Origin of the sequence: Methylomarinum sp. Ch1-1, assembly GCF_030717995.2 — a bacterium.
Lineage (GTDB): Bacteria > Pseudomonadota > Gammaproteobacteria > Methylococcales > Methylomonadaceae > Methylomarinum > Methylomarinum roseum.
Window position 1 is genome coordinate 3,205,123 of the sequence record NZ_CP157743.1, and the last position, 21,215, is coordinate 3,226,337.

Here is a 21,215-nt window from a genome sequence, read left to right on the forward strand (position 1 = left end):
GTCACCTGTGTTGATGGCGGTAAAATTTGATGCCGGTTCCGTACAATGCTTTCAATTGTTCCGGCGTCAACACTTCTTCGGGCTTGCCCATGCACATCTGCTGCTTGTTCAAACAAATGACCTGGGTGGCGTATTCCCAGACGATATTCAAATCATGGGAGACCAACAGGATCGTCAATTCCTGATTCCGCCAGAATTGATGCAATAAGCTGTAGATGGTTTCCTCGCCGCCGACATCGATGCCCGAGGTCGGCTCGTCCAGAATCAACACATCCGGTTTGTCGAGCAAGGCCCAACCGATCATCATGCGTTGAAACTGCCCGGTAGAAAGCTCGCCGAACTGGTGGCTCAACAAGCTCTCGTCCAGACCGACTTGACTCAGTATCTCTGAGACGTCACCCTCCGCCGGATTTTTGAAGGCGTAAAATTCGTCGATGGTCAGCGGCGGCAGGTTTTGTCGCTGCAGAAATTCTTGCGGCGGCAAATAACCGATCTTCCGAGCCTGCCAAGTGATCGTTCCGTGATAGGGCAACAAATTCTGCAAAGCCCTGAGCAAGGTCGTTTTGCCGGCGCCATTCGGGCCCAAAACGACCAGAATATCTCTTTTGTCCACGGAAAAGGACAGATCGCTGATCACGCCGGCGCCGTCATAAGCGACATCAAGGTGGCTGACCGTTAACACCGCGTTTTCATCAGTCATGCTGCTACCTCTTATTTTTATTGAAAGCGGTTTCAAATTTTAAGAATTTATTATATTCTAAAAACATGCATTAGCTATTTATCGCATGAAAACTCATGTTAGCATTATTTCTGTTACTGCGAGCAAGTGCGCCTAATTGTAGCCTATCCAATCCTTTATAGGAGTTGAGCATGAAAATAGCAGTCGCAAGCCAAAACCGGCGAGACATCACCGAGCACGCAGGACGCTGTCGAAAATTCTGGATTTACCACATCGAAAACGATTCGATAGCCGACAAACAATTGCTGGAACTGACTAAGGAACAATCGTTTCACGACAGCTTCCCGCACGACCCTTCGCCGCTGGATGATGTTCAGGTACTGATCGCCGGCGGCATGGGCTCGGGTCTGGTGCGTCGACTCGAAGACAAGAACATCGAAGCCGTCGTGACGACGGAAACCGTACCCGATCGGGCGGTCGAATCCTATCTCAATGGAAGCTTGGTTACTCGCGCGATCGAACCACATGAGCACGGCCATAGACATGCCCATGAACGCGGCGACTAACTGACCCGTTAGGAACTCTTTCTTAATCCATAGGCTCTCGTAGGAGCGCGAAACGTTTCATTCGGCCCGAGGGCGGGACTCCTACTGCTGGTTTGAAACGAATATAACGTCGAGGAAGCATGACATGAACATCGTATTCGGCCCCGTTCCATCCAGACGCCTGGGGCGCAGCCTGGGCATCAACAATATTCCGCCCAAACATTGTTCCTATTCCTGCTTGTATTGCCAGGTCGGCAAGACGTCTCAAACCGAAATCGCGCCGCGCGTCTTTTTCCAACCGGAAAAAATCGTCGAGGCCGTCAAAGACCGTTTGTCGAGACTGGAACCTGATGAGCGCGTCGATTATCTGACCTTCGTCCCGGACGGCGAACCGACGCTCGATCGAAATCTGGCGACATCGATCAAGCTATTGCGCGAGTTGAACATCAACATCGCCGTCATCAGCAATGCCTCGCTGATCTGGCGCGACGATGTCAGGGAAGCGCTGAAACTGGCCGATTGGGTGTCGCTGAAGATTGACAGCGTCGATGCAGACTGTTGGCGGCGCATTAACCGCCCCGATCCCGCTTTGAGACTGCAAACGATATTGCCGGCCATTCAATCATTCGCCGACGGCTTCGACGGTTTCCTGGCCACCGAAACGATGCTGCTCGAAGCCATCAATACCGCCGACGAGCAGATCAACCCATTGGGCGATTATCTGGAACAACTGCAACCGGATAAGGCCTATCTGGCCATCCCAACCCGGCCGACCGCCGAAGCCGGCATGGCCGCGCCCGATGCCGAGCGGCTCAATGCGATTTATCAAACGATCAAAGCACGCCTCGCCAATGTCGAGCTGTTGACCGGCTATGAAGGCAACGCCTTCGCTGCCAGCGGCGATCCGGTCGAGGATTTATTGGCGATCACGGCGGTCCACCCGATGCGCCGGGACGCCGTTCAGACCCTGCTGGCCAAGAGTCAAAGCGACTGGTCTATCGTTGCAAACCTGGTCCGGAAAAACCAGTTACGGGAATTACAATATCAAGGCAAGACTTACTATCTGAGAGCTTATCGACCCAAGAAGTAGATTGGGCCGAATGGCATATAGTCCAACATCTTGAGTTTGTTGTTGGGTTACGCTTCGCTAACCCAATCTACATTTTTCAGCATCCCCTAACGGAGAAAGTATTGATGCGATTGAAAGACATGCAGACTGGCGACAGCGGCCGCATTCTCGGTTTCGACCCGGCATTTCGTCCCCACCGGCATAAATTGCTGGCGATGGGCCTGACCCCCGGCGCCGACTTCAAGATCGTACGCATCGCGCCATTGGGCGATCCGGTCGAAATTCGGATACGCGGCGCCGATCTGAGTCTGCGCCGCGACGAGGTGGCGGGTCTGCGAGTCGAACGTCTGGCTAACGAAAGCACCGGGGCGCGGCGGACGACGCCCGAGCCGGCATTCACGATCGCGCTGATAGGCAATCCCAACTGCGGCAAAACCACGCTGTTCAACGGCTTGACCGGCGCCCGCCAACATGTCGGCAACTGGGCCGGGGTCACGGTCGAGAAAAAATCCGGCGCTTATCGATACGCCGGTAAGCGTATCAACGTCGTCGACCTGCCCGGCATCTATGCGCTGGACGTCGGCGAAAAAGCCTCGTCGCTGGACGAACAAATCGCCCGCGATTACATCCTGGCTCAGCAGGCCGACCTGATCGTCAATATCGTCGACACCTCGCATCTCGAACATAACCTGTATTTAACTCTGCAACTGCTGGAAATGCGGCTGCCGCTGCTGGTGGTGCTGAACAACATGGACGACGCCAGCGGCCGCAATTTGCTTATCGACAGCGACGAAATCGCCCGCCGTCTCGACTGTCCCTTGGAATCGTTAATCGCGACCCGGAGCGCGCAGGTCCAGGCCTTGAAATCGACCATCGATGGCCTCGTGGCACAAAATATCCTGGCCCATACGGTGGTCGATTACCCACCCAAGATTGCGCAGGCGCTCGATCACCTGACCCCTCAGATTGAACAGCAGTCAGGCAAGCCCGTCGGCGACGCGCGCTGGCTTGCCACCAAGTTGCTGGAACGGGACGGTTACGCGCTAACCCACGCCGCCCCCTCCGTGCTAGCGACAGCCGAGCAATTGCGCCGGGAAATCGAGGATCAAAGCGGCGAAGAAGCCGATATCTTGATTGCCGACAGCCGTTACGCCTACATCAACCGGCTGGTGAGCGAAACGCTGACGTCCTCGGCGGCTCTTGGTCGCAGCCTGTCCGATAAGATCGACAGCATTATCTTGCATCGTTTCCTGGCGATTCCGATCTTCTTCGCGGTGATCTACTTACTGTTCACGTTGACGATCAAACTCGGCCGCGCCTTCAAGCCTTTCTTCAACGATCTCGCCCAGGCGTTGTTCGTCGACGGCGTCGGCCATTTTCTGACGCTGCTGGACAGTCCGTCCTGGCTGATCGTCTTGCTATCCTCGGGCGTCGGCAACGGCGTTCGCGAAGTCGCCGCATTCGTGCCCATCCTCGGCTTTCTGTATTTGTTCATCTCGCTGCTGGAGGAGTCGGGCTATATGGCGCGGGCGACGTTTGCATTGGACCGGCTGATGCGAGTATTGGGGCTGCCCGGCAAGGCCTTCGTGCCGATGATCCTCGGCTTCGGCTGCAACGTGCCGGCGATGATGGCGACCCGTACGCTGGAACGGCCGCGCGACCGCCTGCTGACCATCCTGTTGAATCCGCTCATGACCTGCGGTGCGCGCCTGGCGGTGTTCACGCTGTTCGCCGCGGCGTTTTTCCCCGACAACGCGGAACTGATCGTGTTTACCTTGTACCTGATCGGCGTCGGTTTTGCGGTGCTGACCGCGTTGCTGCTGAAACACACGTTTCTCCATCAGGAATTCTCGTTGGTATTGATGGAAATCCCCAGCTACCATATACCGAAACTGAAAAACGTCTGGCTCAACAGTTGGACCCGGGTCCGCGCCTTCGTCGTCAGGGTCGGAAAAATCATCGTCACGATGGTCGTGATCCTGAACCTGCTCGCGTCGATCGGCACGGACGGCTCGTTCAAGACCAACAACATCGAACATTCGCTGCTCAGCGCGGCCGGACGCGCGGTTACGCCGGCGCTGGCGCCGTTGGGCGTCGAACAAGACAATTGGCCGGCGACGGTCGCGTTGCTGACCGGCGTACTGCATAAGGTCGTCGTGATCAGCACGCTGAAAACGATTTATGCGGAAACCGATGCCAGAAAAGCCGTCGACGGTGCGCAAGCCTTCGACTTGGGCGCTTCGGTCATAGCGGCCTTTAACACGATACCGCAGGGTCTGAAAAAAATGTTCGGCCTCGCTGGCATGCAACAGACATCCGGCCCCTCTCCATTCACGGCGGCATTGCATAGGCATTTTCACGGCCAAATCGGCGCCTTCGCCTATTTACTGTTCGTATTGCTTTATTTTCCGTGCATCGCGACGACGGCCGCCGCCTATAAGGAATCCGGTCGGGGCTGGGCGCTGTTCATGGTGGTCTGGGCCAGCGCCCTGGCCTATCTGAGCGCGACGCTGTTTTATCAACTGGCGACCTACACTCAGCACCCGGCCAGTTCGACGGCCTGGCTGGCCGGAATCGCGCTGACCGCCTCAGGGATTGTGCTGAGTTTTCGCCATTGGGGCAAACGGCGCACCGTGGCAGATTGAATGGATAGATGTGCTGAACGCAGTGAAGCGCATCGATAACCGATTCATACGCATGATGCGCTTCGTTCCTCAGCGGCATCACAAATTGCTTTAACTCAGGACACAAATATGGCTTACAAAATTTATTTCGATCAAATCGACGCACAGCTGCTTAAAATCAGTCCGCATCAGGACATCATGTTGCTCAGGGTCATCGCCGCGGTGATCCCGATGATCTTTTACGGCCTCGATGCGCTCTACGACCTGCCTGCGCTGTATTGGCTGGGCATGCCGTTTTATTTGTTCTGTCTGGCGCTATATCTGGAAGGCCTGCTGAAAAGCCTGCTGTTGATGCGCAAGGTCTCGGCGGAGCTGCTGATCGTGCTGGTCATGACGGTTACGCTGATCGACGGCGCGCCGTTGAGCGGCGCGATGGTGGCCTGGTTCATCGGTTTAGGGCTTTATATCTCGTTTACGATCATCCGCAAGAACCGGGAAAAAATCGAAAGCCTGATCCAAGAAGGCAAGAAAACCGCCCAGTTGTTGCAAGGCGACCGGATCGAGGAAGTCCCGATCAACCAAATCAAAAAAGATGATGTCGTCATCATTCCCAAAGGCGCGATGGTGCCGATCGACGGCCTGATTCTCGACGGCGCTTCGTCGATCGACGAGGCGATCATCACCGGCGAACCCTTCCCTGTCTACAAAGAAAAAGGCGCCAGCGTCACCTCCGGCACGCTGAATCTGACCGAGCCGCTGCAGGTCAAGGCCGATAAAAACGGCGACGACTCGTTCATTGCAGTCATCAGCCAGGAAATCGAAAACAGCCTGCTGAATAAATCGGAGCTGCAGCGGCGCGCCGACACCACGGTGCAGATCTTATTGCTGTCGGTCACCGCCTATGCGTTCATGTTGTTCTACATCACCGGCAGCCTGCATCTGATGGCGACCGCGCTGGCCGTGGTCTGCCCTTGCGCCTGGGCGCTGGCGACGCCGACCGCGTTCGCCGCCAATATCGGTCGACTGGCGCGCAGCAACATCCTGGCGCGGGGCGGCGAGCCGCTGGAGAGCATGCAGGACATCAAAACCCTGATTCTGGACAAAACCGGCACCGTGACGCTGGCCGAACCGGAAGTCAGCCAAGTCATCGAGCTCGATATGCCGAAACTGCGCCTGTTGCAACTGGCGGCGTCGATAGAGTCCCGCTTCGATCACCCGATCTCACGATCGATTATCAACTACGCGAAACAACAGGGCGTCGACGCCTTGCTACCGGTTAAACAGGCCGAGGACCTGCCTGGCCGCGGCATCAGGGGACACATCGAACAGCAGGAAATATTGCTGGGCAGCGCCGAAACGCTACGTTATCAGGACATCGAGATCCCGGCCATCGATTACAGCGGCCGCGCGATCTGGCTGGCGCTGGACGGGCAAGTTCAGGGCGTGATCGTGATACGCGACATCATGCTGGCGGAAATGCAAAACCTCGCCGCAACGATACACGACTGCGGCATCGACAGAGTCGTGCTGGCGACCGGCGATAACGAGGAACAGGAAGCCCGGCGGGTGGCCGACTACATCGGCGCCGATGAATATCATTTCAATTGCACGCCGGAGGATAAAACGGCGCTGATCCAGAAATTCCAGGCCCAAGGCCGGGTCGCGATGGTCGGGGACGGCGTCAACGATGCGCCGGCCCTGGCCGCCGCCAATGTCGGCATCGCCATCGGCGGTCACAAGAATGTCAGCCTGGCGATCGTCTCCTCGGATATCGTGATCCTCGGCCACGACGCCCAGGACATGGTCACGATCCTGCGCCTCAGTCATAAGATGGGCAACATCATCCGCCAGAATTATCTGTGGGCCGTCGCCTTCAACAGCGTCGGTCTGGCGCTGGCGACCTTCGGCTTTCTGAACCCGATCTTCGCCGCGTTGCTGCACCACTTCAGCTCGGTGTTCGTCGTCGTCAATGCCGGCCGCCTGTATTTCACCGGCATAGAGCGATCGTTGCTGGGACCGGTTTTCCAAAAAATGGATAGTTTGACCGAACGCAAGCGACTGTGCCGCAATCCGGCGCAACCGTCCACAGCCGAAAACGCGGTCGCCGAACAAGAAGGTTAAACGATGGCCTTATTGGAAATCCATCATGCCCGCTTCAAGGCCGGCAATCGAACCATACTGAACGACCTGAGCCTGTCCATCGAAGCCGGCGAGACCCATGTATTGATCGGCACCAACGGCACCGGCAAGAGCACGTTGGCGCGACTGATCATGGGCTGCGACGGTTACCGCCTCAGCGCCGGAAAAATCCTGTTCGCAGGCGAATACATCGGCGACCGACGCATGCAGGACCGCGCCCGCCTCGGACTGTCGATGGTCTGGCAGGAGCCGGCCCTGTTCGAAGGCATCTCGGTGCGCGATTACCTGAGTCTTGGCGACAAGCAAATCGATCCGTCATCCTGTCTGAACCGGTTCGGATTGAACCCGACTCACTATCTAGAAAGGCCGCTCGACCAGACCATGAGCGGCGGCGAGCGCAAACGCATCGAACTGGCCTCGATGCTGGCCCTGCAACCCAAACTGTGCATCCTCGACGAGCCGGTGTCCGGCATCGATCTGCTCTCGATTCGCAACATCCTCTCCGTCATCGGCCGTATCAAGCAAAACGGCTCGGCAATTTTGTTGATCAGTCACCGCGAAGAAGTCGCCGCCATCGCCGATCGCGCCTCGCTGCTGTGCGGCGGCCATATCATCGCCAGCGGCGATCCACAACAGATCGTCGAACAATACAAATCCCGACAATGTATCGTCTGTGACGGTCAGGAGTGCGACTATGCAGCGGGTTGAGTCATTTTATGCGCTATTGAATGCCGCCGGCGCCGACGGCGCAGTATTGAACGACCGCGACACAGCCCACCTGGTCGCCGATGGTCAAACCCTGCTGAGCCGACAGACGATCCCCGGCGTCGCGATGAAGATTGACGAACAAGATGACATCACCCTCGCCAAAATCCGCATCGCCCGCAATCAACACATCCACAAGCCGATCCATCTGTGCTTCGGCCTGCTGCAACGCATAGGCGGACAGCGTTTCAACCTAGCTATCACGCTGGAAGCCGGCGCCAAGGCCACGTTCATCGCCCACGGCCTGTTCGCCAACGTCGAGCGCCTCCGACACCGCATGGAGAAAACCATCGAACTCGGCGAAGGCTCGGAACTGCATTTCAGCGACAGCCATATACACGGCCTGTCGGCCGGCATCGATGTGCAGACGAAAAATACCGTCAAGGTCGGCAAAAAAGCCCGTTACAGCGCCGATTTCTCGTTGACGTCGGGCCTGGTCGGCAAGCTCGACCTGAAGGAATCGGTACAGGCCGACGACGAGGCCGTTGTCGAATTGGTCTCGCGCGTCTACGGCCATCAACTCGACCGCATCAGCATCGACGAAAAAGTCAGCCTGAACGGCCGTTTCTCCCGCAGCATGATCAAAAGCCGGGTCGCATTAGAGGACGAAGCCCGAGCCGACATCGTCGGCGTCACCGAGGGCCGCGCCGAAGGCGCCCGAGGTCATATGGACTGTCTGGAAATCATCAAGGACCAGGCGATCGGTCAATCGACGCCGATCGTCAAGGTTTGTCACCCTCTGGCCAAGATCACCCATGAAGCGGCGATCGGCACGGTCGACAAGAAACAACTGGAAACCTTGATCGCCCACGGTCTGTCTCCGGAACAAGCCACCGACATGATCGTGTTGGGCATGTTGCGCTGATTTCCCTATAATGAATAAGGATATTATAATATGAGACTAATCGCCGAACACCCGGGAGAATCATGACTATAACCGAGAATCTGTTAAACGCGGTTCGAGACATCGAGCCAATCATTCGCCAATACGCCCCCGAAGCCGAGCGCGAACGAAAACTGTCCGCGCCGGTGGCCGAGGCGATGCATCGGACGGGACTCTATCGCATGTGGCGGCCCAAGGCCTTCGGCGGTTATGAATTGGACCCGGTCTCGGGTTTCCGCATCATCGAAGCCGTCTCGCGCATCGACAGCGCGGCGGGTTGGAACCTGCAAATCGCCGTCGCCCACGACCTGTTCGCGCCGTGGTTCGACGACAGCGCGGCGGCGGAGATTTTCCACGCCGACGCGATTCCAGTCGGCGCCTTCAACCCCGCCCGCAAAGCCGTTCCGGTGGCGGGCGGCTACCGTATTTCCGGGCGCACCTCGTATGTCAGCGGCGCCCACCATGCCACGGCCTTCATCGGCTTCGCCAATGTCCATGACGACGGCGAGTTGCGCCTGGACGACGACGGCAATGCCGTAACCAAGATTATCGCGGTCCCGGCCTCCGAGGCGGAAATCGTCGACAATTGGAACACCATGGGCATGCGCGGCAGCGGCAGTCATGACGTCGCCATGCAGGACGTCTTCATTCCCGAACACTGGACCGCGCCATGGAGACCGTTGCAACAACCCGGCGACGCCTACACGGGGCGCTTTACCGCCTGACGATTTGGCCGGCGATCGGTGCGCTGGTGGCGCCGGCGCTGGGCGTCGCACGCGCGGCCATCGACGAAGCGATAGAACTGATCGGCAACAAGGTTCCGGCCTACGGTCAGAAAACGCTGAAGCATCAGGGTGTCGCGCAAGCACAGCTGGCCAGGGCCGAAGCCAAGCTCGGTTCCTGCCGCGCCTATTTCTTCGAGGCCTTCGAGCAAGCCTGGCAGGAGGCCGTCTCCGACCGACCGATCACGCTTAAACGTAAAGGCGACATGCAGCTGGCGATGACCCATGCGACGCAGGAATGCGCCCAAGCCGTCAGGCTGATCCAGGAGATCGCCGGCGCCTCGGCGATACGCGAAGAATCCCCTTTTGCCCAACACTTCCGCGATGCTCACGTCATCGCCCAACACGGCTTCACCAACGCCAGCAAGCTGGAATCGGTCGGTCAAATCCTGCTCGGGCTCGATCCCGACTGGCCGTTTTTCCGTTTCTAATCCGGCCGCGTCCCGCGCCGTTCAGGCCGCGGCCCCAATTCATAATCGAACAACTACGAGAGGCACGAGACAATCATGGAACAAAGCATGAACGAATTGATGAGCCACACGACCGATATGGGCCAGGCCGAGATGTTTTCCAAGGACTGGTATAACGAATATTTTCGTCGGGCGGTCGAAAGCCGGGCGCATTCGCGCTTTTGTGAGGCCGTTTACGGCCGGGACCTGTGCCAGCACGGCATGATGGACATCGAGGAAATGGAATTTCTGGCGACATTGTTGAAGCCCGGCGAGAAGGTGTTGGAAGTCGGCTGCTCGAACGGCTATATCAGCGAATATCTGCATGGGCAGAGCGGTTGCGATATCCTCGGTCTCGATTATGCCGATGCAGCCATCGCCCAGGCGCAAGCCCGGACCCGGGAGACGGCTTCGCTGAATTTTCGCTGCGCGGATCTGATCCGGGATGAGTTGCCGGACGGCGATTACGATACGATCCTGGCGATCGATTCGATCTACTTCATGGGCGATTACAACAAGACCCTGGCCAAGCTCAATGCCAGACTGAAGCCCGGCGGCCGAATGCTCATCGCCGCGTTCCAGGCCCGAGAAGACGACGAGCCCGAGACCATACTGCAACCCGGCCATACCCGCATGGACAAGGCTTTGCAGACTTTAGGCTTCACCTATGTTCAGCACGACTTCACCCGGAACATCCGCGAGCACTGGATAAAAAACTACCAATACTCACACACCCTGCAAGCCGAGTTCACGGCCGAAGGCAACGCCTTCCTGTGCGAGGCCCGCATGGCCGAAAACGGCTGGTTCAAGGACCACGCCGAGCGCGGAACGCTGGTGCGCTTCCTGTATGTGATCGAGCATAATCCCGCATTGGCTTAAGGTTCTCCAACAGAATAGGAACGCCTCAACCCAAAGCGACGTCGAGCACCATCATCACGATAAACCCAACTATCGCGCCCAGCGTCGCGATCTCGGTATTGCCGCGATCCCGCGACTCGGGGATCACCGCATCGATGACGACATAGATCATCGCGCCGGCGGCGAAGGCCAAGGCATAAGGCATGATGGGCATGCAGGCGGTCACGGCGGCCGCGCCGATCACCGCGGCTATAGGCTCGACCACGGCCGATAACTGACCGTAATAGAAACTGCGGAGTTGCGACCAACCGGCGCGACGCAAAGGCAACGCCACCGCCGAACCTTCGGGAAAATTTTGCAAACCGATGCCGAGGGCAAGGGCGATTGCGGCGCCGAGGCTAGTGGAATCGAAACCGCAGGCCAAGGCACCGAAGGCGACACCGACCGCTAAGCCTTCGGGAATATTATGCAGCGTTATCGCGAAAACCAATAACAAGGTGCGTCGCCAGGTCGTGTCTTCCGCCGTTTCTGTCTGCACTGACGCTCCAAGCTGAAAATGCGGCAACAACTTGTCGGACAGACTGAGTACGAACGCCCCCAGTCCGAATCCCAGCGCCGCCGGAAACCAGGCCAAAGCGCCATAACCCTGCGACAAGTCGATCGCCGGAGCCAATAATGACCAATAACTGGCCGCCAACATCACCCCGCCGGAAAATCCAAGCATCGCATCCAGCAATTTCTGGTTGATGCGTTTGGTGAAGAATACCAACGCTGCGCCCAGCGCAGTCATGCCCCAGGTAAACAAGGCAGCCAACAGGGCCTGGAGGATATGAGATCGCTCGGCAAACCAATGGAAGGCTACTTGAAAAATACCAGCGTCTAAGGTGCTGAATAAAGTCGGATGCCAATCGATAGTCAAGTTAATTTCCGTCTCGATCGTGATTCAACAGGCGTCCGAAAGCATCCTCATATTCCGAACGTTTTTCTCGCCACTGCGCGTATTTATCGATCTCGACTTTCACCAGTTTCAAGACAACCACCATCACTGCGACATCATCGAGATAGCCAACCACCGGAATGAAATCCGGAATCAACTCGACCGGATTAATCAAATACAGCAGACCAAACGCCACGGCGACAATCGCCCAGGTCTCGATATCCTTGTAGACGCCCGAACGATAATCCCTGATCAATTCCAGACACAGCAACACATCCTTAATAACTTTATGCAAGGCAGGAATGCTTTTAGCCTTAGCCTCGATTTCGCGCGCCTTTTCGATAATCCGATCAAAATGCCGCCCCGTCATTTTTTTGCCGTTGCGTTTAAAGAAGGCTTGATTCAAGCCGTCTTTAGCGCGCCGGTTTTTGTCATCAACATTCATATTGAATTCCGTTAAGCGACTTGCAAAAAAGTGGATAGCGGATTGCAAGCGCCACCGAGGCTTCGGACATCAATCTAGCGATGCGATTAAAGACCGATTAGGTACTTACTCAACCAGGGGAATCGGCAATTCGTTTAACACCTAATCTCAACTCGCTTAGTACTGATCGATTTCGAATAAGATAGGAGCCTACAATGATGCCTATCGTGAAAGTTCGGGCGGAAAACTCATCGTGCAGAAAGATAAATCTCGGGAGCTCTACCGACTACTGAGTGAATCATATTATGGGCGCAAATTACGCTTGTCAATGTCGATCGGAAATGCCAGTATTTTACAGCCAACGTTGAATAACCGCATCCAGTCACGGATATTCGGATAAAACCTTTAATGCTCCCGGGGTAGCGTTCTGTATGCCAAAAATTGCACCGTTCGAAGATCATCATCTACGCTATGAAGCGTGGTTTGAAAAACATGAAGCCGCCTATATTTCGGAACTTCTCGCGCTACGCCCCTTCGTTCCATGGCGGGGGTTGGGACTCGAAATCGGCGTCGGCAGCGCCCGTTTCGCCGCGCCGCTGGGCATACAGGTAGGCGTAGACCCTTCCCCCGCCATGCTGGCGCATGCACGGGCCAGAGGAATCCAGGCCGTGCATGGGACGGCCGAGAATTTACCTTTCGCGACAGACAGTTTCGATTATGCCCTGAACGTGACAACCATTTGTTTCGTCGATTCAGCAACAGCTATGATGGCCGAGTCACGCCGAATACTCAAACCCGGCGGGCGTCTGGTGATCGGCTTCATCGACCGGACCAGCTCGATCGGCGCACATTATCTGGCGCATCAGCACGAAAGCGTTTTTTATCAGGAAGCCACGTTCTTTTCCGCCGACGAAGTGGAAAAGCTGCTACTCGATAACGGATTTACCATTGATGCCTGGGGCCAGACACTCGCACACCCCCTTCCGGAAATACGGGAGATCGAAGCCTTACGCCCAGGGCGCGGTCATTGTTCTTTTGTGGTAGTTTCGGCGACAACAGAAAGCTGATCGATCGCCGTTGTGGTAAAGAGTCCGCTTCAGTTGGAATGCGCCGATGATCCTGCAGCAAGTAAACAGCAGATAGTCAGCTAAGAGCCTGTAAACATTATGTATAAAGCTAATTTACTGATTTGCTTTGAAAAGAGCGCACGGACTTTCATTAATGTCTTGCCTATTATCGTCGGCATGCTGTTGCTGACCAGTCTCCTAATCACACTGTTCCCGGAGCAGTTTTATGCTGGCCTATTTGGAAATGGTTCTCTTCTCGATACCCTGCTTGCCGCTACTATCGGCAGCATGACCGCCGGCCATCCGCTGGCCAGCTATCTATTGGCCGGAGAAATGCTAAATGGCGGCGTAGGATTAACAGCCGTTACCGCCCTGCTGGTAACCTGGGTCACAGTCGGAATGATACAGATACCGACCGAAGCGTTGATATTGGGAGCGCGCTTTGCCGTTTATCGCAACCTGATCGCTTTTTTAATGGCCATTGCGATCGCGTTTTTGACCACATCCACCCTGCGCTTACTGGGTACGATCTGAATGCGGGGCGAACAACAAAAAAACCGTTACCACGGCTGGACGTTTCTAGTCTTGGTATTGTTCGCTTATGGCTTGGTCGGTATTCTTAATCCGGAAGCGTCGATACGAGCACCGACTTTTTTCAGACAGTCAATGGGAAAGTTGATACCCGTATTAGGACTGATTTTTTTACTGCTGCTTATCGCCAATCTCGTGGTCGATCCTAAACGAATCAGCCGTTATTTGGGCAAACAGAGTGGTCTCCAAGGTTGGGGAATGGCAGTGATCGGAGGTATCGTCTCAATGGGACCGATCTATGCCTGGTACGCCCTATTGAGCGAACTGCGGCAAAAAGGAATGCGAGAGGCGCTGATCGCGACTTTTCTCTGTAGTCGGGCGATAAAACCGCCGTTGCTGCCGTTAATGATCCATTATTTTGGCGTGACCTATACGTGGGTGCTGTGTTTATATCTGATAATCTTTGCCGTCATCAATGGTTTGTTGGTTGAAAGACTTTCATTGCACTGACAAAAATAAAGCGGCTTTAATGTAACTAGTGTCTGACAGAAAAAGCCTTTTTTTCAACCGATACCCAACTTTTGCCACACTCATTTTGATCAGCCCAGGCCATTTTCCGGAAAAAATCCATCGCTGACTCGTCTGATTTCTTCATTAGCGGGCCATTCACCGGTCTGCGGACGCAACTATCCTGTAGTGAGCCTTTTCTCACTCCGATGGTATTGTTCAGGCCGCTTGTTGGTAGGGGCCGCGCTTGCGTTTTTCTTTCGCCTGCGCCTGCTGACGCAGGATGGCGCCCAACCGTTTGATATTGCGCGAGACGACCGCCAGTGCGACATAGCGTTTGAAGCCATAGAGGCCGTGGTCGGGGCAGATATCCAAGCCGTTATGCTCCAGGGCATTGATGGCCGATTCCACGGCGGAGTGTTGGTGGCGTAGTTGTTTAAAAGCATTGCTGCCTTCCCGCGCTTGATCCGCGGCGCTGAGTCGGCCTTTTTTGGGCAAAACCACCTGTTCCAGATGATTTTTCAGTTCCTTTTGGTTAGCCGGGCTGTGAAAGCCTTTGTCGAAGCTGGTCACGGTCAGTTCGGGGAAGCGCCGGCGCGTTTCGGTGACCATGTCGACGGCGACTTTGTCATCGGTTTGCTTTTCCATCACTAGGTGGTGAAGAACGAAGCGATGGTGGTCCTCCATCACGCAGACCCTTAAACCCAACTCAACCGGGACGCCTGCTTTGCCTTTGCTGATCCATTCGGTGTGCGGTTCAAACACGGAGAAGATCTTTTCGGCATGAGGGATGGTCTCGCTGCGTATGACGCGGCGCTCAATTTGGTCCAGCAGCAGGCGGGCATAGGCCTGGTAGGATTGCAACGGCTGCGTTTCATCGGCCAGGGCGCCACGGTCCAGGACTTGTTTTAAGGTGCGCTCGGATTTGCCCAGGTAGGCGCTCGCCAGGTCCAGGTAGGTCTGATGAGCCTGTTGGATGGCTTGTTCCCGTACGGCTTGTTTGTTTTCATCCTGGCTGGTGGAGCGTTTGAGCTGTTGAGCTCTTCGGTACTGTTGTTTGAGTCGCCGGATGTTGTGCCGGTATTGGCGCCAGTCCGGCAGGTCATAGTGTTTCGCCAGCGTATGACTCTCTTCAATGGCTTTGCGGATCGCATCATACAGCAGGTTGATGTCGGTCGGAAAATGGACGTCGGTTTCGACCACAAAGGAATCGCACCGTCCTCTCAGTTTATCGCTGTGGTCGACCGTCGCGGCGGCAGTCGAGTCACTGCGGACGGTTGGCCCAGCGTTTGGCTTTTTTTTTACCAGGGCATGGCCGGCTCTGACCACTTCCTGGTTGATTTGATCGAACAGTTCCGGGGTGAACAGCCTCAGATTGTCTTTGATGCGCTGGAGAGAATACTTCGTGTCGTCACACCAGTCGCTATGGCCCAGCATCTGTCGAATGGTATTGTGGTGGTTGGCCAGTTCATGGATGCGGTCATAGTCGGTATTCAGGCCCAGACGCAAAACGCCCAGCACTAGAATTTTCCATTGTTCCAGGCCGGGCCGACCGCGCCCTGGGTCAGCGGGTTGCTGACGCTCTGCTTCGCTAAGGCCCTGACCGCTTCGGTAGGGGATAACCTGCTCGAGGATGGCGAACACACGGTCGCGCAGTTCGGGCGTGGTATAGATGTACTGCAACCCTAGCAGCAGTTGCGGGATGTCGTCTCTGGATTTGAGGTTAATCTCGATGTCGGCAATATCGACCTGACCGAGGCTCATTTGCGGATTCTTGACGGTGCGCATAGGATTTCAACGGACGAAGATTTCTGGTTTTCGTAAATTTTTATGGCGGCGCTCACCCAAAATCAGTACCTTACGGATTGAGCAACGCAACAATCGTGATTTTGGGCTGCAAACTCATTTCCCGGAATTCATTATATCCCATTGATTATTTTAGGGATAATCAATTTTCGGTCAGGCACTAACTAGCTGAAGTTTTCTAAAAATTCATCAAGCCACCATGCGTAACAGCACCTCGACCAGCGAATTTTTCGTGGGATTGGCTGGTTTGTGGTAAATCCTATCAAAATCCACACTGAGCGAGGCCTCGGCAATGAGGCGCCGAACATCGTAAAAGGCGAAACTGGTTCGTCCCTTAACCTTATGCCGGCGCTGCGACCCTTATGACATTGAGCCTATTGTTCCACAAACGTCGGCTTCATTTTTCGTAACACCCCCTCTTATATGCCTTCAAGGCATTTGATAGTACAAAATTTAGGAGGATTAACAAAAAACGTAGCCATTTTTACCACGTATGATTTATACTGGCTAAACGATAAGGTGCTTCGGTCCGCATATGTGTGCCGAAGTTAAACGGGAAGTCCGGTGAGATAGTTATCTATCGAGTCCGGCGCAGCCCCCGCTGCTGTAAGCCTGATGATTCGTCCTGATGCCACTGCGCGTTTTGTGTGGGAAGGTGGACGATTTCAAATGACGGTGAGCCAGAAGACCGGCCTGATCTAATTATGGTTGCTGACTCTCGGTGGGAGAGCGCAGGCAGGAGACCTTCTCGAAATCCGTCTCTGTACGCGTCATTTTCCTATCCAGTCTGCTCCCGAAATCCACTTTGTTCGAGGAGACTGACATGTTTTTTCAATCCACGTTTTCCACTTTGGCTGCCGCGCTCGATGCGCGCATTATCTCTGGCGTATCCATGATACTGTTCGGCGCATCCATGGTGCTGGCCGTTGGTTTTAAGCCGCTTGCCGAAGTACACAATACGACTCACGACACCCGCCACGCCACCGGTTTTCCTTGCCACTGATGAGCATGTCGAAATCACTACTGTTGTCTGCCGGCATTTCCGGAATTGCGGCGGCGATATTGTTATCCCTGATTCAAATTCTATGGGTTACGCCGTTGATTCTGCAAGCCGAGACCTTTGAAACAACCCTGTCGTCGGCATCCGATTTATCAGCGGACGCCATTGCCGGTCATGAACACCTAGACGAAGCCTGGCAGCCCGAGGACGGCTGGCAACGAACGCTGGCGACGGTCAGCGGCAACATCCTTATGGCCATCGGTTTCGCCTCGATGTTGACGGGCGCCTATTGCTTGCGGAAGCCTTCGCGCTGGACTAATGGCCTTGCATGGGGCTTGGCGGGATATGCGGTGTTTTTCCTAGCCCCAAGCTTGGGACTGCCGCCGGAATTGCCCGGCGCCGAGTCCGCCGAGTTAGTCGCCCGCCAATATTGGTGGTTGGCGACGGTTTGCGCGACGGCAGCCGGCCTGGGACTGTTGTTTCTGCAAAACCATAAGGTCTTAAAATGGGCCGGCGCTTTGCTGATATTCCTCCCACATGCGATAGGCGCACCGCAACCGGCCATCGCGACAAGTCTGGCGCCGGCAGCATTGGAAGCGCAATTCGTACAGGCGACCAGTCTCGGCAATTTGCTGTTCTGGCTGGCCTTGGGCGGCTTGTCGGCGGCGTTGGCGATTCGTTTCGAGCCGAAAAAGCAAGATCCGCTTTCGCCGGCACGGGAGAGCGCACATGGCTAAAGTCTGGTTTGTCGGCGCCGGTCCAGGCGACCCCGAACTGATTACCGTCAAAGGTCAACGCTTATTGGCCCAAGCCGGTGCGGTGTTGTTTGCCGGCTCTTTGGTTAATGAAGCGGCCACCTTATACGCCCCTGCCGGATGTCTGATTCGAGATTCCAAAGACATGACGCTGGGCGACATCACCGCATGGTTGATCGAGCAGGCCGGGCAACATGAAACCGTCATCCGGCTGCAAACCGGCGACCCCTGTCTTTACGGCGCGTTGACCGAAATGGTACGGCCGCTGGATCAAGCCGGCATCGACTGGGCGGTAGTGCCCGGCGTTTCTTCGGCATTGGCATCGGCGGCTGCGGCCGGCGAAACCTTGACGCTGCCGGAAGTCACGCAAACCGTGATCTTGAGCCGAGTCGCCGGGCGCACACCGATGCCGGCCGGCGAAGAACTGGAAGCTCTGGCTGCGCACCGCAGCACCTTATGTCTTTTCTTGTCGATTACGCTGTTGGCCGAGGTGCAGAGAGCCTTGCTGGCCGCAGGCTGGCCCGAGACTGCGCCGATGCTGGTGGTGCAAAAAGCCAGTTGGCCCGGCGAGGAGAAAATCGTGCGCGGCACCTTGCAAGACATTCGGGAGCGTTGCCGCGCCGAAAAGATTAACAGCCAGGCGATGATCATCGCCAGCCCGGCGCTCGGCGCTCGTTATTGGCCCGAGATTCAGCATTCCAAACTCTACGATGCCGGTTTTTCGCATCGCTTCCGCAAGGCCACGAAAACATGAATTCAAACTTACAAACACAAACCGTTTTATTGGTCGGCCACGGCTCGCGCGAAGCCTCCGGCAATCTGGAAATTCTGGCCTTTGCCGACGAATGGCGAAAACGCCAACCGCAACGCCATATCGAAGTCTGCTTCATAGAATTTGCCGACGTGCTGTTGGACGAGGGCCTGGATAAAGCGGCGCAACGCGGCGGCCAGGTCGTCGTCGTGCCGTTGATTCTAAATGCCGCCGGCCACGTCAAGATGGAAATCCCCGAGCATATCGAACATGCCCGTTTGCGCTATCCGGCTGTCGAGTTCATCTATTGCCGGCACCTGAGCGCATGCGAGGAAATCCTGACCGCGATGAAACGCAATCTAAGCAAAGCGATGCATGCCTTGGACGCGCCGGACCCGCGCAATACCGGCGTCATCGTGTTGGGGCGCGGTTCGTCGGATCGGGTCGCTAACGGCGAAGTCGCCAAAATCGCGCGCTGGCTGTACGAAGAAAGCGATCATGATCTGGTCGATATCGCCTTTACCGGCATCACCCATCCGCGCTTGGAATCGGTAGTGCAGCGCCAGATCAGGCAAGAGATGCGGCAGATCGTGGTGTTGCCGTTTTATCTGTTCACCGGCACCTTGATCGAACGCATACGCCGTCAGATGGAGCGGCTGCAAAGCCAGTATCCGCAAGTTAACTTTGCCCTCGGCGATTATCTGGGTTTCGAGGACGAAATTTACGAACTGCTGGATCAACGCATAGAGGAAGCCACTTCCAACACCCAACCAATGATGATGGAATGCGACGGCTGTAAATATCGCGAATTCGCCGCCGATCATGGTCACGGTCATCATCACCATGCTTGAAAACGCCTTATGAAAAACATCGTCACCGAACAACTGACCCATGCCGGTCGTCAAATCGAACACGACTCCTTTGCCATCGTCGATGCCGAAGCCGGCCCGCATGGCTATTCGACCGAGGAATGGCAAGTGGTCCGCCGGATGATCCATGCCACGGCCGATTTCGAATTCAACGGTTTGACCCAATTTGCGCCGCAGGCTGTGGCAGCCGGGGTGCAAGCGCTATTAAGCGGTGCGCCGATAGTGGCCGACGTAGAAATGATTTGCGTCGGCCTCTCTACGCCGCGCCTGAATCATTTTAATGTCACCACTCATCAGTTCATCGCCGACGAAGACGTCATCGCCCAGGCCAAAGCCGAAAACAGCACGCGCGCCGTGCAGGCGATGCGCAAGGCGCAACGCCTGAATTTGCTGGATGGCGGCATCGTCGCGATCGGCAATGCGCCGACCGCCTTGCTGGAAGTGGTGCGCATGGTGCGGGAGGAAAAGCTGCGGCCGGCCCTGGTCATCGGCATGCCGGTCGGTTTCGTTTCGGCGGCCGAATCCAAGGCGCAGCTCAGCGAAACCGAAACCGAAACCATCCCCTGGATCGTCATCGATGGCCGCAAGGGCGGATCGACACTAGTGGTGGCCGCCATCCACGCCTTGCTGGCCTTGGCCGAAGCGCAACAAGCGGCATAGGCTGAAGCGGCGCGTGGAACGTAAACGCAAAGGCACTCGCAAAGGCTATACCACCGGCGCCTGCTCCGCAGCGGCGGCGCGGGCCGCGGCGTTGGGGCTATTAACCGGCAGCGTGCCGGAAACAGTCGAATGCGAGTTGCCGAATGGGCAACGGGTATGGTTTAGCGTCAGCGATGCATTCTGCGATGGCCTATCGGCGCATGCGGTGGTCATCAAGGATGCCGGCGACGACCCGGACGTCACCGACAAGGCCCCGCTGACCGCCGACCTGCGCCTGCTTCCCGAACCAGCGAATACCGTGATTTTGAAAGGCGGGGATGGGGTCGGCACGGTGACGATGCAAGGCTTGGGTTTGGAAGTCGGCGGACCGGCGATCAATCCGGCGCCGCGCCGCAATATCGAAGCCAACGTCCGCGCCGCCGCAGGACCGTTGCTGCGACAAAGGGGCCTGGAAGTGACCATTTCGGTGCCGGGTGGCGAAGAATTGGCGAAAAAAACGCTGAATGATCGTCTGGGCATAGTCGGCGGGATTTCGATTCTGGGTACGACCGGCATCGTTCATCCTTATTCGACGGCCGCGTTTCGGGCCAGCGTGATTCAAGGCATCGAAGTGGCCGCCAATCAGGGCCAGGCTGTCGTGGTATTGACCACCGGCGGCCGCACCGAAAAGTTCACGATGCGCGAATTACCCGAACTGGCTCCGGCCTGCTTCGTGCAGATGGGCGATTTCCTGAAATACGCGCTGGACACCGTAGTCAAATGCGGGATTCGCCACGTGGTGATCGGCGGTATGGTCGGCAAGCTGACCAAGATTGCCCAAGGCGAAACCATCACCCATGCCAACCGCAGCGCGGTCAATACCGATCTGTTGGCGAACATCGCCGCCGAGATTGGCGCTCCTCCGGCCGTTTGCAACGAGATTCGGCAATCGGAAATGGCCCGTTACGCCAGTGAGCGCATGGAGGAATTGGGCTTGATCGATCCGTTTTATCGGGCATTGGGCCGGCGCGTCATCGCCACGTTACGCGAGCGCTATGCCGGACAATTTCATTTACGCATATTGATGTGCGATTTCGACGGCAACAAGTTGGCCGAAGTCGCAGGAGAACTTTGAG

At 56.3% G+C, this 21,215-nt stretch carries 22 protein-coding genes and 1 riboswitch; of the genes, 18 read left to right on the plus strand and 4 right to left on the minus strand.

All coding sequences use genetic code 11. From position 1 onward, the window contains the following. Position 1: 1 nt before the first annotated feature. On the minus strand, positions 2–700 hold the full coding sequence (locus Q9L42_RS14690) for a metal ABC transporter ATP-binding protein (protein WP_305907658.1): 699 nt from the start codon (positions 698–700) through the stop codon (positions 2–4). A gap of 170 nt (positions 701–870) precedes the next feature. Here Q9L42_RS14690 and Q9L42_RS14695 point away from each other — a divergent pair, with 170 nt between their 5' ends. The 9 genes from Q9L42_RS14695 (at position 871) to Q9L42_RS14735 (ending at position 10,814) form a co-directional block, all read left to right on the plus strand. Continuing rightward, entirely contained in the window at positions 871–1,245 is a 375-nt protein-coding gene (locus tag Q9L42_RS14695) for a NifB/NifX family molybdenum-iron cluster-binding protein (RefSeq protein WP_305907657.1), read from the plus strand. 124 nt (positions 1,246–1,369) lie between these two features. Continuing rightward, positions 1,370–2,314, plus strand: a complete 945-nt coding sequence (locus Q9L42_RS14700) for a radical SAM protein (protein WP_349431321.1) — start codon at positions 1,370–1,372, stop codon at positions 2,312–2,314. 104 nt (positions 2,315–2,418) lie between these two features. Further along, positions 2,419–4,938: a Fe(2+) transporter permease subunit FeoB gene (gene feoB, locus Q9L42_RS14705; RefSeq protein WP_305910182.1), complete on the plus strand. Its 2,520-nt coding sequence runs from the start codon at positions 2,419–2,421 to the stop codon at positions 4,936–4,938. 108 nt (positions 4,939–5,046) lie between these two features. Next, the gene (locus Q9L42_RS14710) at positions 5,047–7,038 is read left to right on the plus strand and encodes a heavy metal translocating P-type ATPase (RefSeq protein ID WP_305907654.1); all 1,992 of its coding nucleotides are present in this window, start codon (positions 5,047–5,049) and stop codon (positions 7,036–7,038) included. A gap of 3 nt (positions 7,039–7,041) precedes the next feature. Then, a complete protein-coding gene (locus Q9L42_RS14715) occupies positions 7,042–7,764 on the plus strand; it encodes an ATP-binding cassette domain-containing protein (protein ID WP_305907653.1) in 723 nt (240 codons plus the stop codon). Next, positions 7,751–8,686 (plus strand): SufB/SufD family protein, encoded by a 936-nt coding sequence (locus Q9L42_RS14720; protein ID WP_305907652.1) that lies wholly within the window; start codon positions 7,751–7,753, stop codon positions 8,684–8,686. Before Q9L42_RS14715 ends, Q9L42_RS14720 begins: the two co-directional genes overlap by 14 nt. Positions 8,687–8,748: 62 nt before the next feature. Next, positions 8,749–9,429 carry an acyl-CoA dehydrogenase family protein gene (locus Q9L42_RS14725; RefSeq protein ID WP_349431322.1) on the plus strand — a complete coding sequence of 227 codons (681 nt, stop codon included), beginning with the start codon at positions 8,749–8,751 and terminating at the stop codon, positions 9,427–9,429. Continuing rightward, positions 9,375–9,917, plus strand: a complete 543-nt coding sequence (locus Q9L42_RS14730) for an acyl-CoA dehydrogenase family protein (protein ID WP_349431324.1) — start codon at positions 9,375–9,377, stop codon at positions 9,915–9,917. Before Q9L42_RS14725 ends, Q9L42_RS14730 begins: the two co-directional genes overlap by 55 nt. 87 nt (positions 9,918–10,004) lie before the next feature. After that, positions 10,005–10,814 (plus strand): class I SAM-dependent methyltransferase, encoded by an 810-nt coding sequence (locus tag Q9L42_RS14735; RefSeq protein ID WP_305907650.1) that lies wholly within the window; start codon positions 10,005–10,007, stop codon positions 10,812–10,814. A gap of 25 nt (positions 10,815–10,839) precedes the next feature. On the opposite strand, the gene Q9L42_RS14740 is transcribed toward Q9L42_RS14735, so the two are convergent. After that, entirely contained in the window at positions 10,840–11,712 is an 873-nt protein-coding gene (locus tag Q9L42_RS14740; protein ID WP_305907649.1) for a ZIP family metal transporter, read from the minus strand. A gap of 1 nt (position 11,713) precedes the next feature. Further along, positions 11,714–12,175 (minus strand): YkvA family protein, encoded by a 462-nt coding sequence (locus Q9L42_RS14745; protein ID WP_305907648.1) that lies wholly within the window; start codon positions 12,173–12,175, stop codon positions 11,714–11,716. A gap of 410 nt (positions 12,176–12,585) precedes the next feature. Here Q9L42_RS14745 and Q9L42_RS14750 point away from each other — a divergent pair, with 410 nt between their 5' ends. From Q9L42_RS14750 to Q9L42_RS14760, 3 genes are all read left to right on the plus strand, one after another. Beyond that, positions 12,586–13,221 (plus strand): class I SAM-dependent methyltransferase, encoded by a 636-nt coding sequence (locus tag Q9L42_RS14750; protein ID WP_349431325.1) that lies wholly within the window; start codon positions 12,586–12,588, stop codon positions 13,219–13,221. A 99-nt stretch (positions 13,222–13,320) separates the two neighbouring features. Beyond that, the gene (locus Q9L42_RS14755) at positions 13,321–13,755 is read left to right on the plus strand and encodes a hypothetical protein (protein ID WP_305907646.1); all 435 of its coding nucleotides are present in this window, start codon (positions 13,321–13,323) and stop codon (positions 13,753–13,755) included. Continuing rightward, positions 13,756–14,262 (plus strand): hypothetical protein, encoded by a 507-nt coding sequence (locus Q9L42_RS14760; protein WP_305907645.1) that lies wholly within the window; start codon positions 13,756–13,758, stop codon positions 14,260–14,262. It abuts the gene before it with no gap. A 216-nt stretch (positions 14,263–14,478) separates the two neighbouring features. On the opposite strand, the gene Q9L42_RS14765 is transcribed toward Q9L42_RS14760, so the two are convergent. After that, complete coding sequence (locus Q9L42_RS14765) at positions 14,479–16,047, minus strand: ISNCY family transposase (RefSeq protein ID WP_349431326.1); 1,569 nt, start codon at positions 16,045–16,047, stop codon at positions 14,479–14,481. A gap of 518 nt (positions 16,048–16,565) precedes the next feature. Further along, positions 16,566–16,776, plus strand: a riboswitch (cobalamin riboswitch). A 112-nt stretch (positions 16,777–16,888) separates the two neighbouring features. On the opposite strand from Q9L42_RS14765, the gene Q9L42_RS14770 reads away from it, so the two are divergent. From Q9L42_RS14770 to Q9L42_RS14795, 6 genes are read left to right on the plus strand one after another with little or no spacing between them, the layout of a single operon-like run. Then, positions 16,889–17,068, plus strand: coding sequence for a CbtB domain-containing protein (locus Q9L42_RS14770; protein WP_305907644.1), 180 nt, complete (start codon positions 16,889–16,891; stop codon positions 17,066–17,068). Positions 17,069–17,073: 5 nt separating this feature from the next. Beyond that, a complete protein-coding gene (locus Q9L42_RS14775; RefSeq protein ID WP_349431327.1) occupies positions 17,074–17,802 on the plus strand; it encodes a CbtA family protein in 729 nt (242 codons plus the stop codon). Next, positions 17,795–18,574, plus strand: a complete 780-nt coding sequence (gene cobM / locus Q9L42_RS14780) for a precorrin-4 C(11)-methyltransferase (protein WP_305907642.1) — start codon at positions 17,795–17,797, stop codon at positions 18,572–18,574. The genes Q9L42_RS14775 and cobM overlap by 8 nt, the downstream gene beginning before the upstream one ends. Next, positions 18,571–19,422 carry a sirohydrochlorin chelatase gene (locus Q9L42_RS14785; RefSeq protein ID WP_305907641.1) on the plus strand — a complete coding sequence of 284 codons (852 nt, stop codon included), beginning with the start codon at positions 18,571–18,573 and terminating at the stop codon, positions 19,420–19,422. Before cobM ends, Q9L42_RS14785 begins: the two co-directional genes overlap by 4 nt. Before the next feature lie 9 nt (positions 19,423–19,431). After that, complete coding sequence (locus tag Q9L42_RS14790) at positions 19,432–20,100, plus strand: precorrin-8X methylmutase (protein ID WP_305907640.1); 669 nt, start codon at positions 19,432–19,434, stop codon at positions 20,098–20,100. Between the two features lie 13 nt (positions 20,101–20,113). Then, positions 20,114–21,214, plus strand: a complete 1,101-nt coding sequence (locus Q9L42_RS14795; RefSeq protein ID WP_305907639.1) for a cobalt-precorrin-5B (C(1))-methyltransferase — start codon at positions 20,114–20,116, stop codon at positions 21,212–21,214. The last annotated feature ends 1 nt before the right edge of the window (position 21,215 follow it).

Bases quoted from the DNA above. Each gene is read 5' to 3' on its own strand.
- Q9L42_RS14720 (WP_305907652.1), top strand. From the start codon at position 7,751: ATGCAGCGGGTTGAGTCATTTTATGCGCTATTGAATGCCGCCGGCGCC.
- Q9L42_RS14775 (WP_349431327.1), top strand. From the start codon at position 17,074: ATGTCGAAATCACTACTGTTGTCTGCCGGCATTTCCGGAATTGCGGCG.
- cobM (WP_305907642.1), top strand. From the start codon at position 17,795: ATGGCTAAAGTCTGGTTTGTCGGCGCCGGTCCAGGCGACCCCGAACTG.
- Q9L42_RS14770 (WP_305907644.1), top strand. From the start codon at position 16,889: ATGTTTTTTCAATCCACGTTTTCCACTTTGGCTGCCGCGCTCGATGCG.
- Q9L42_RS14745 (WP_305907648.1), bottom strand. From the start codon at position 12,175: ATGAATGTTGATGACAAAAACCGGCGCGCTAAAGACGGCTTGAATCAA.
- Q9L42_RS14710 (WP_305907654.1), top strand. From the start codon at position 5,047: ATGGCTTACAAAATTTATTTCGATCAAATCGACGCACAGCTGCTTAAA.
- Q9L42_RS14730 (WP_349431324.1), top strand. From the start codon at position 9,375: ATGGAGACCGTTGCAACAACCCGGCGACGCCTACACGGGGCGCTTTAC.
- feoB (WP_305910182.1), top strand. From the start codon at position 2,419: ATGCGATTGAAAGACATGCAGACTGGCGACAGCGGCCGCATTCTCGGT.
- Q9L42_RS14735 (WP_305907650.1), top strand. From the start codon at position 10,005: ATGAACGAATTGATGAGCCACACGACCGATATGGGCCAGGCCGAGATG.
- Q9L42_RS14715 (WP_305907653.1), top strand. From the start codon at position 7,042: ATGGCCTTATTGGAAATCCATCATGCCCGCTTCAAGGCCGGCAATCGA.
- Q9L42_RS14690 (WP_305907658.1), bottom strand. From the start codon at position 700: ATGACTGATGAAAACGCGGTGTTAACGGTCAGCCACCTTGATGTCGCT.
- Q9L42_RS14695 (WP_305907657.1), top strand. From the start codon at position 871: ATGAAAATAGCAGTCGCAAGCCAAAACCGGCGAGACATCACCGAGCAC.
- Q9L42_RS14765 (WP_349431326.1), bottom strand. From the start codon at position 16,047: ATGCGCACCGTCAAGAATCCGCAAATGAGCCTCGGTCAGGTCGATATT.
- Q9L42_RS14725 (WP_349431322.1), top strand. From the start codon at position 8,749: ATGACTATAACCGAGAATCTGTTAAACGCGGTTCGAGACATCGAGCCA.
- Q9L42_RS14790 (WP_305907640.1), top strand. From the start codon at position 19,432: ATGAAAAACATCGTCACCGAACAACTGACCCATGCCGGTCGTCAAATC.
- Q9L42_RS14755 (WP_305907646.1), top strand. From the start codon at position 13,321: ATGTATAAAGCTAATTTACTGATTTGCTTTGAAAAGAGCGCACGGACT.
- Q9L42_RS14750 (WP_349431325.1), top strand. From the start codon at position 12,586: ATGCCAAAAATTGCACCGTTCGAAGATCATCATCTACGCTATGAAGCG.
- Q9L42_RS14760 (WP_305907645.1), top strand. From the start codon at position 13,756: ATGCGGGGCGAACAACAAAAAAACCGTTACCACGGCTGGACGTTTCTA.
- Q9L42_RS14700 (WP_349431321.1), top strand. From the start codon at position 1,370: ATGAACATCGTATTCGGCCCCGTTCCATCCAGACGCCTGGGGCGCAGC.
- Q9L42_RS14785 (WP_305907641.1), top strand. From the start codon at position 18,571: ATGAATTCAAACTTACAAACACAAACCGTTTTATTGGTCGGCCACGGC.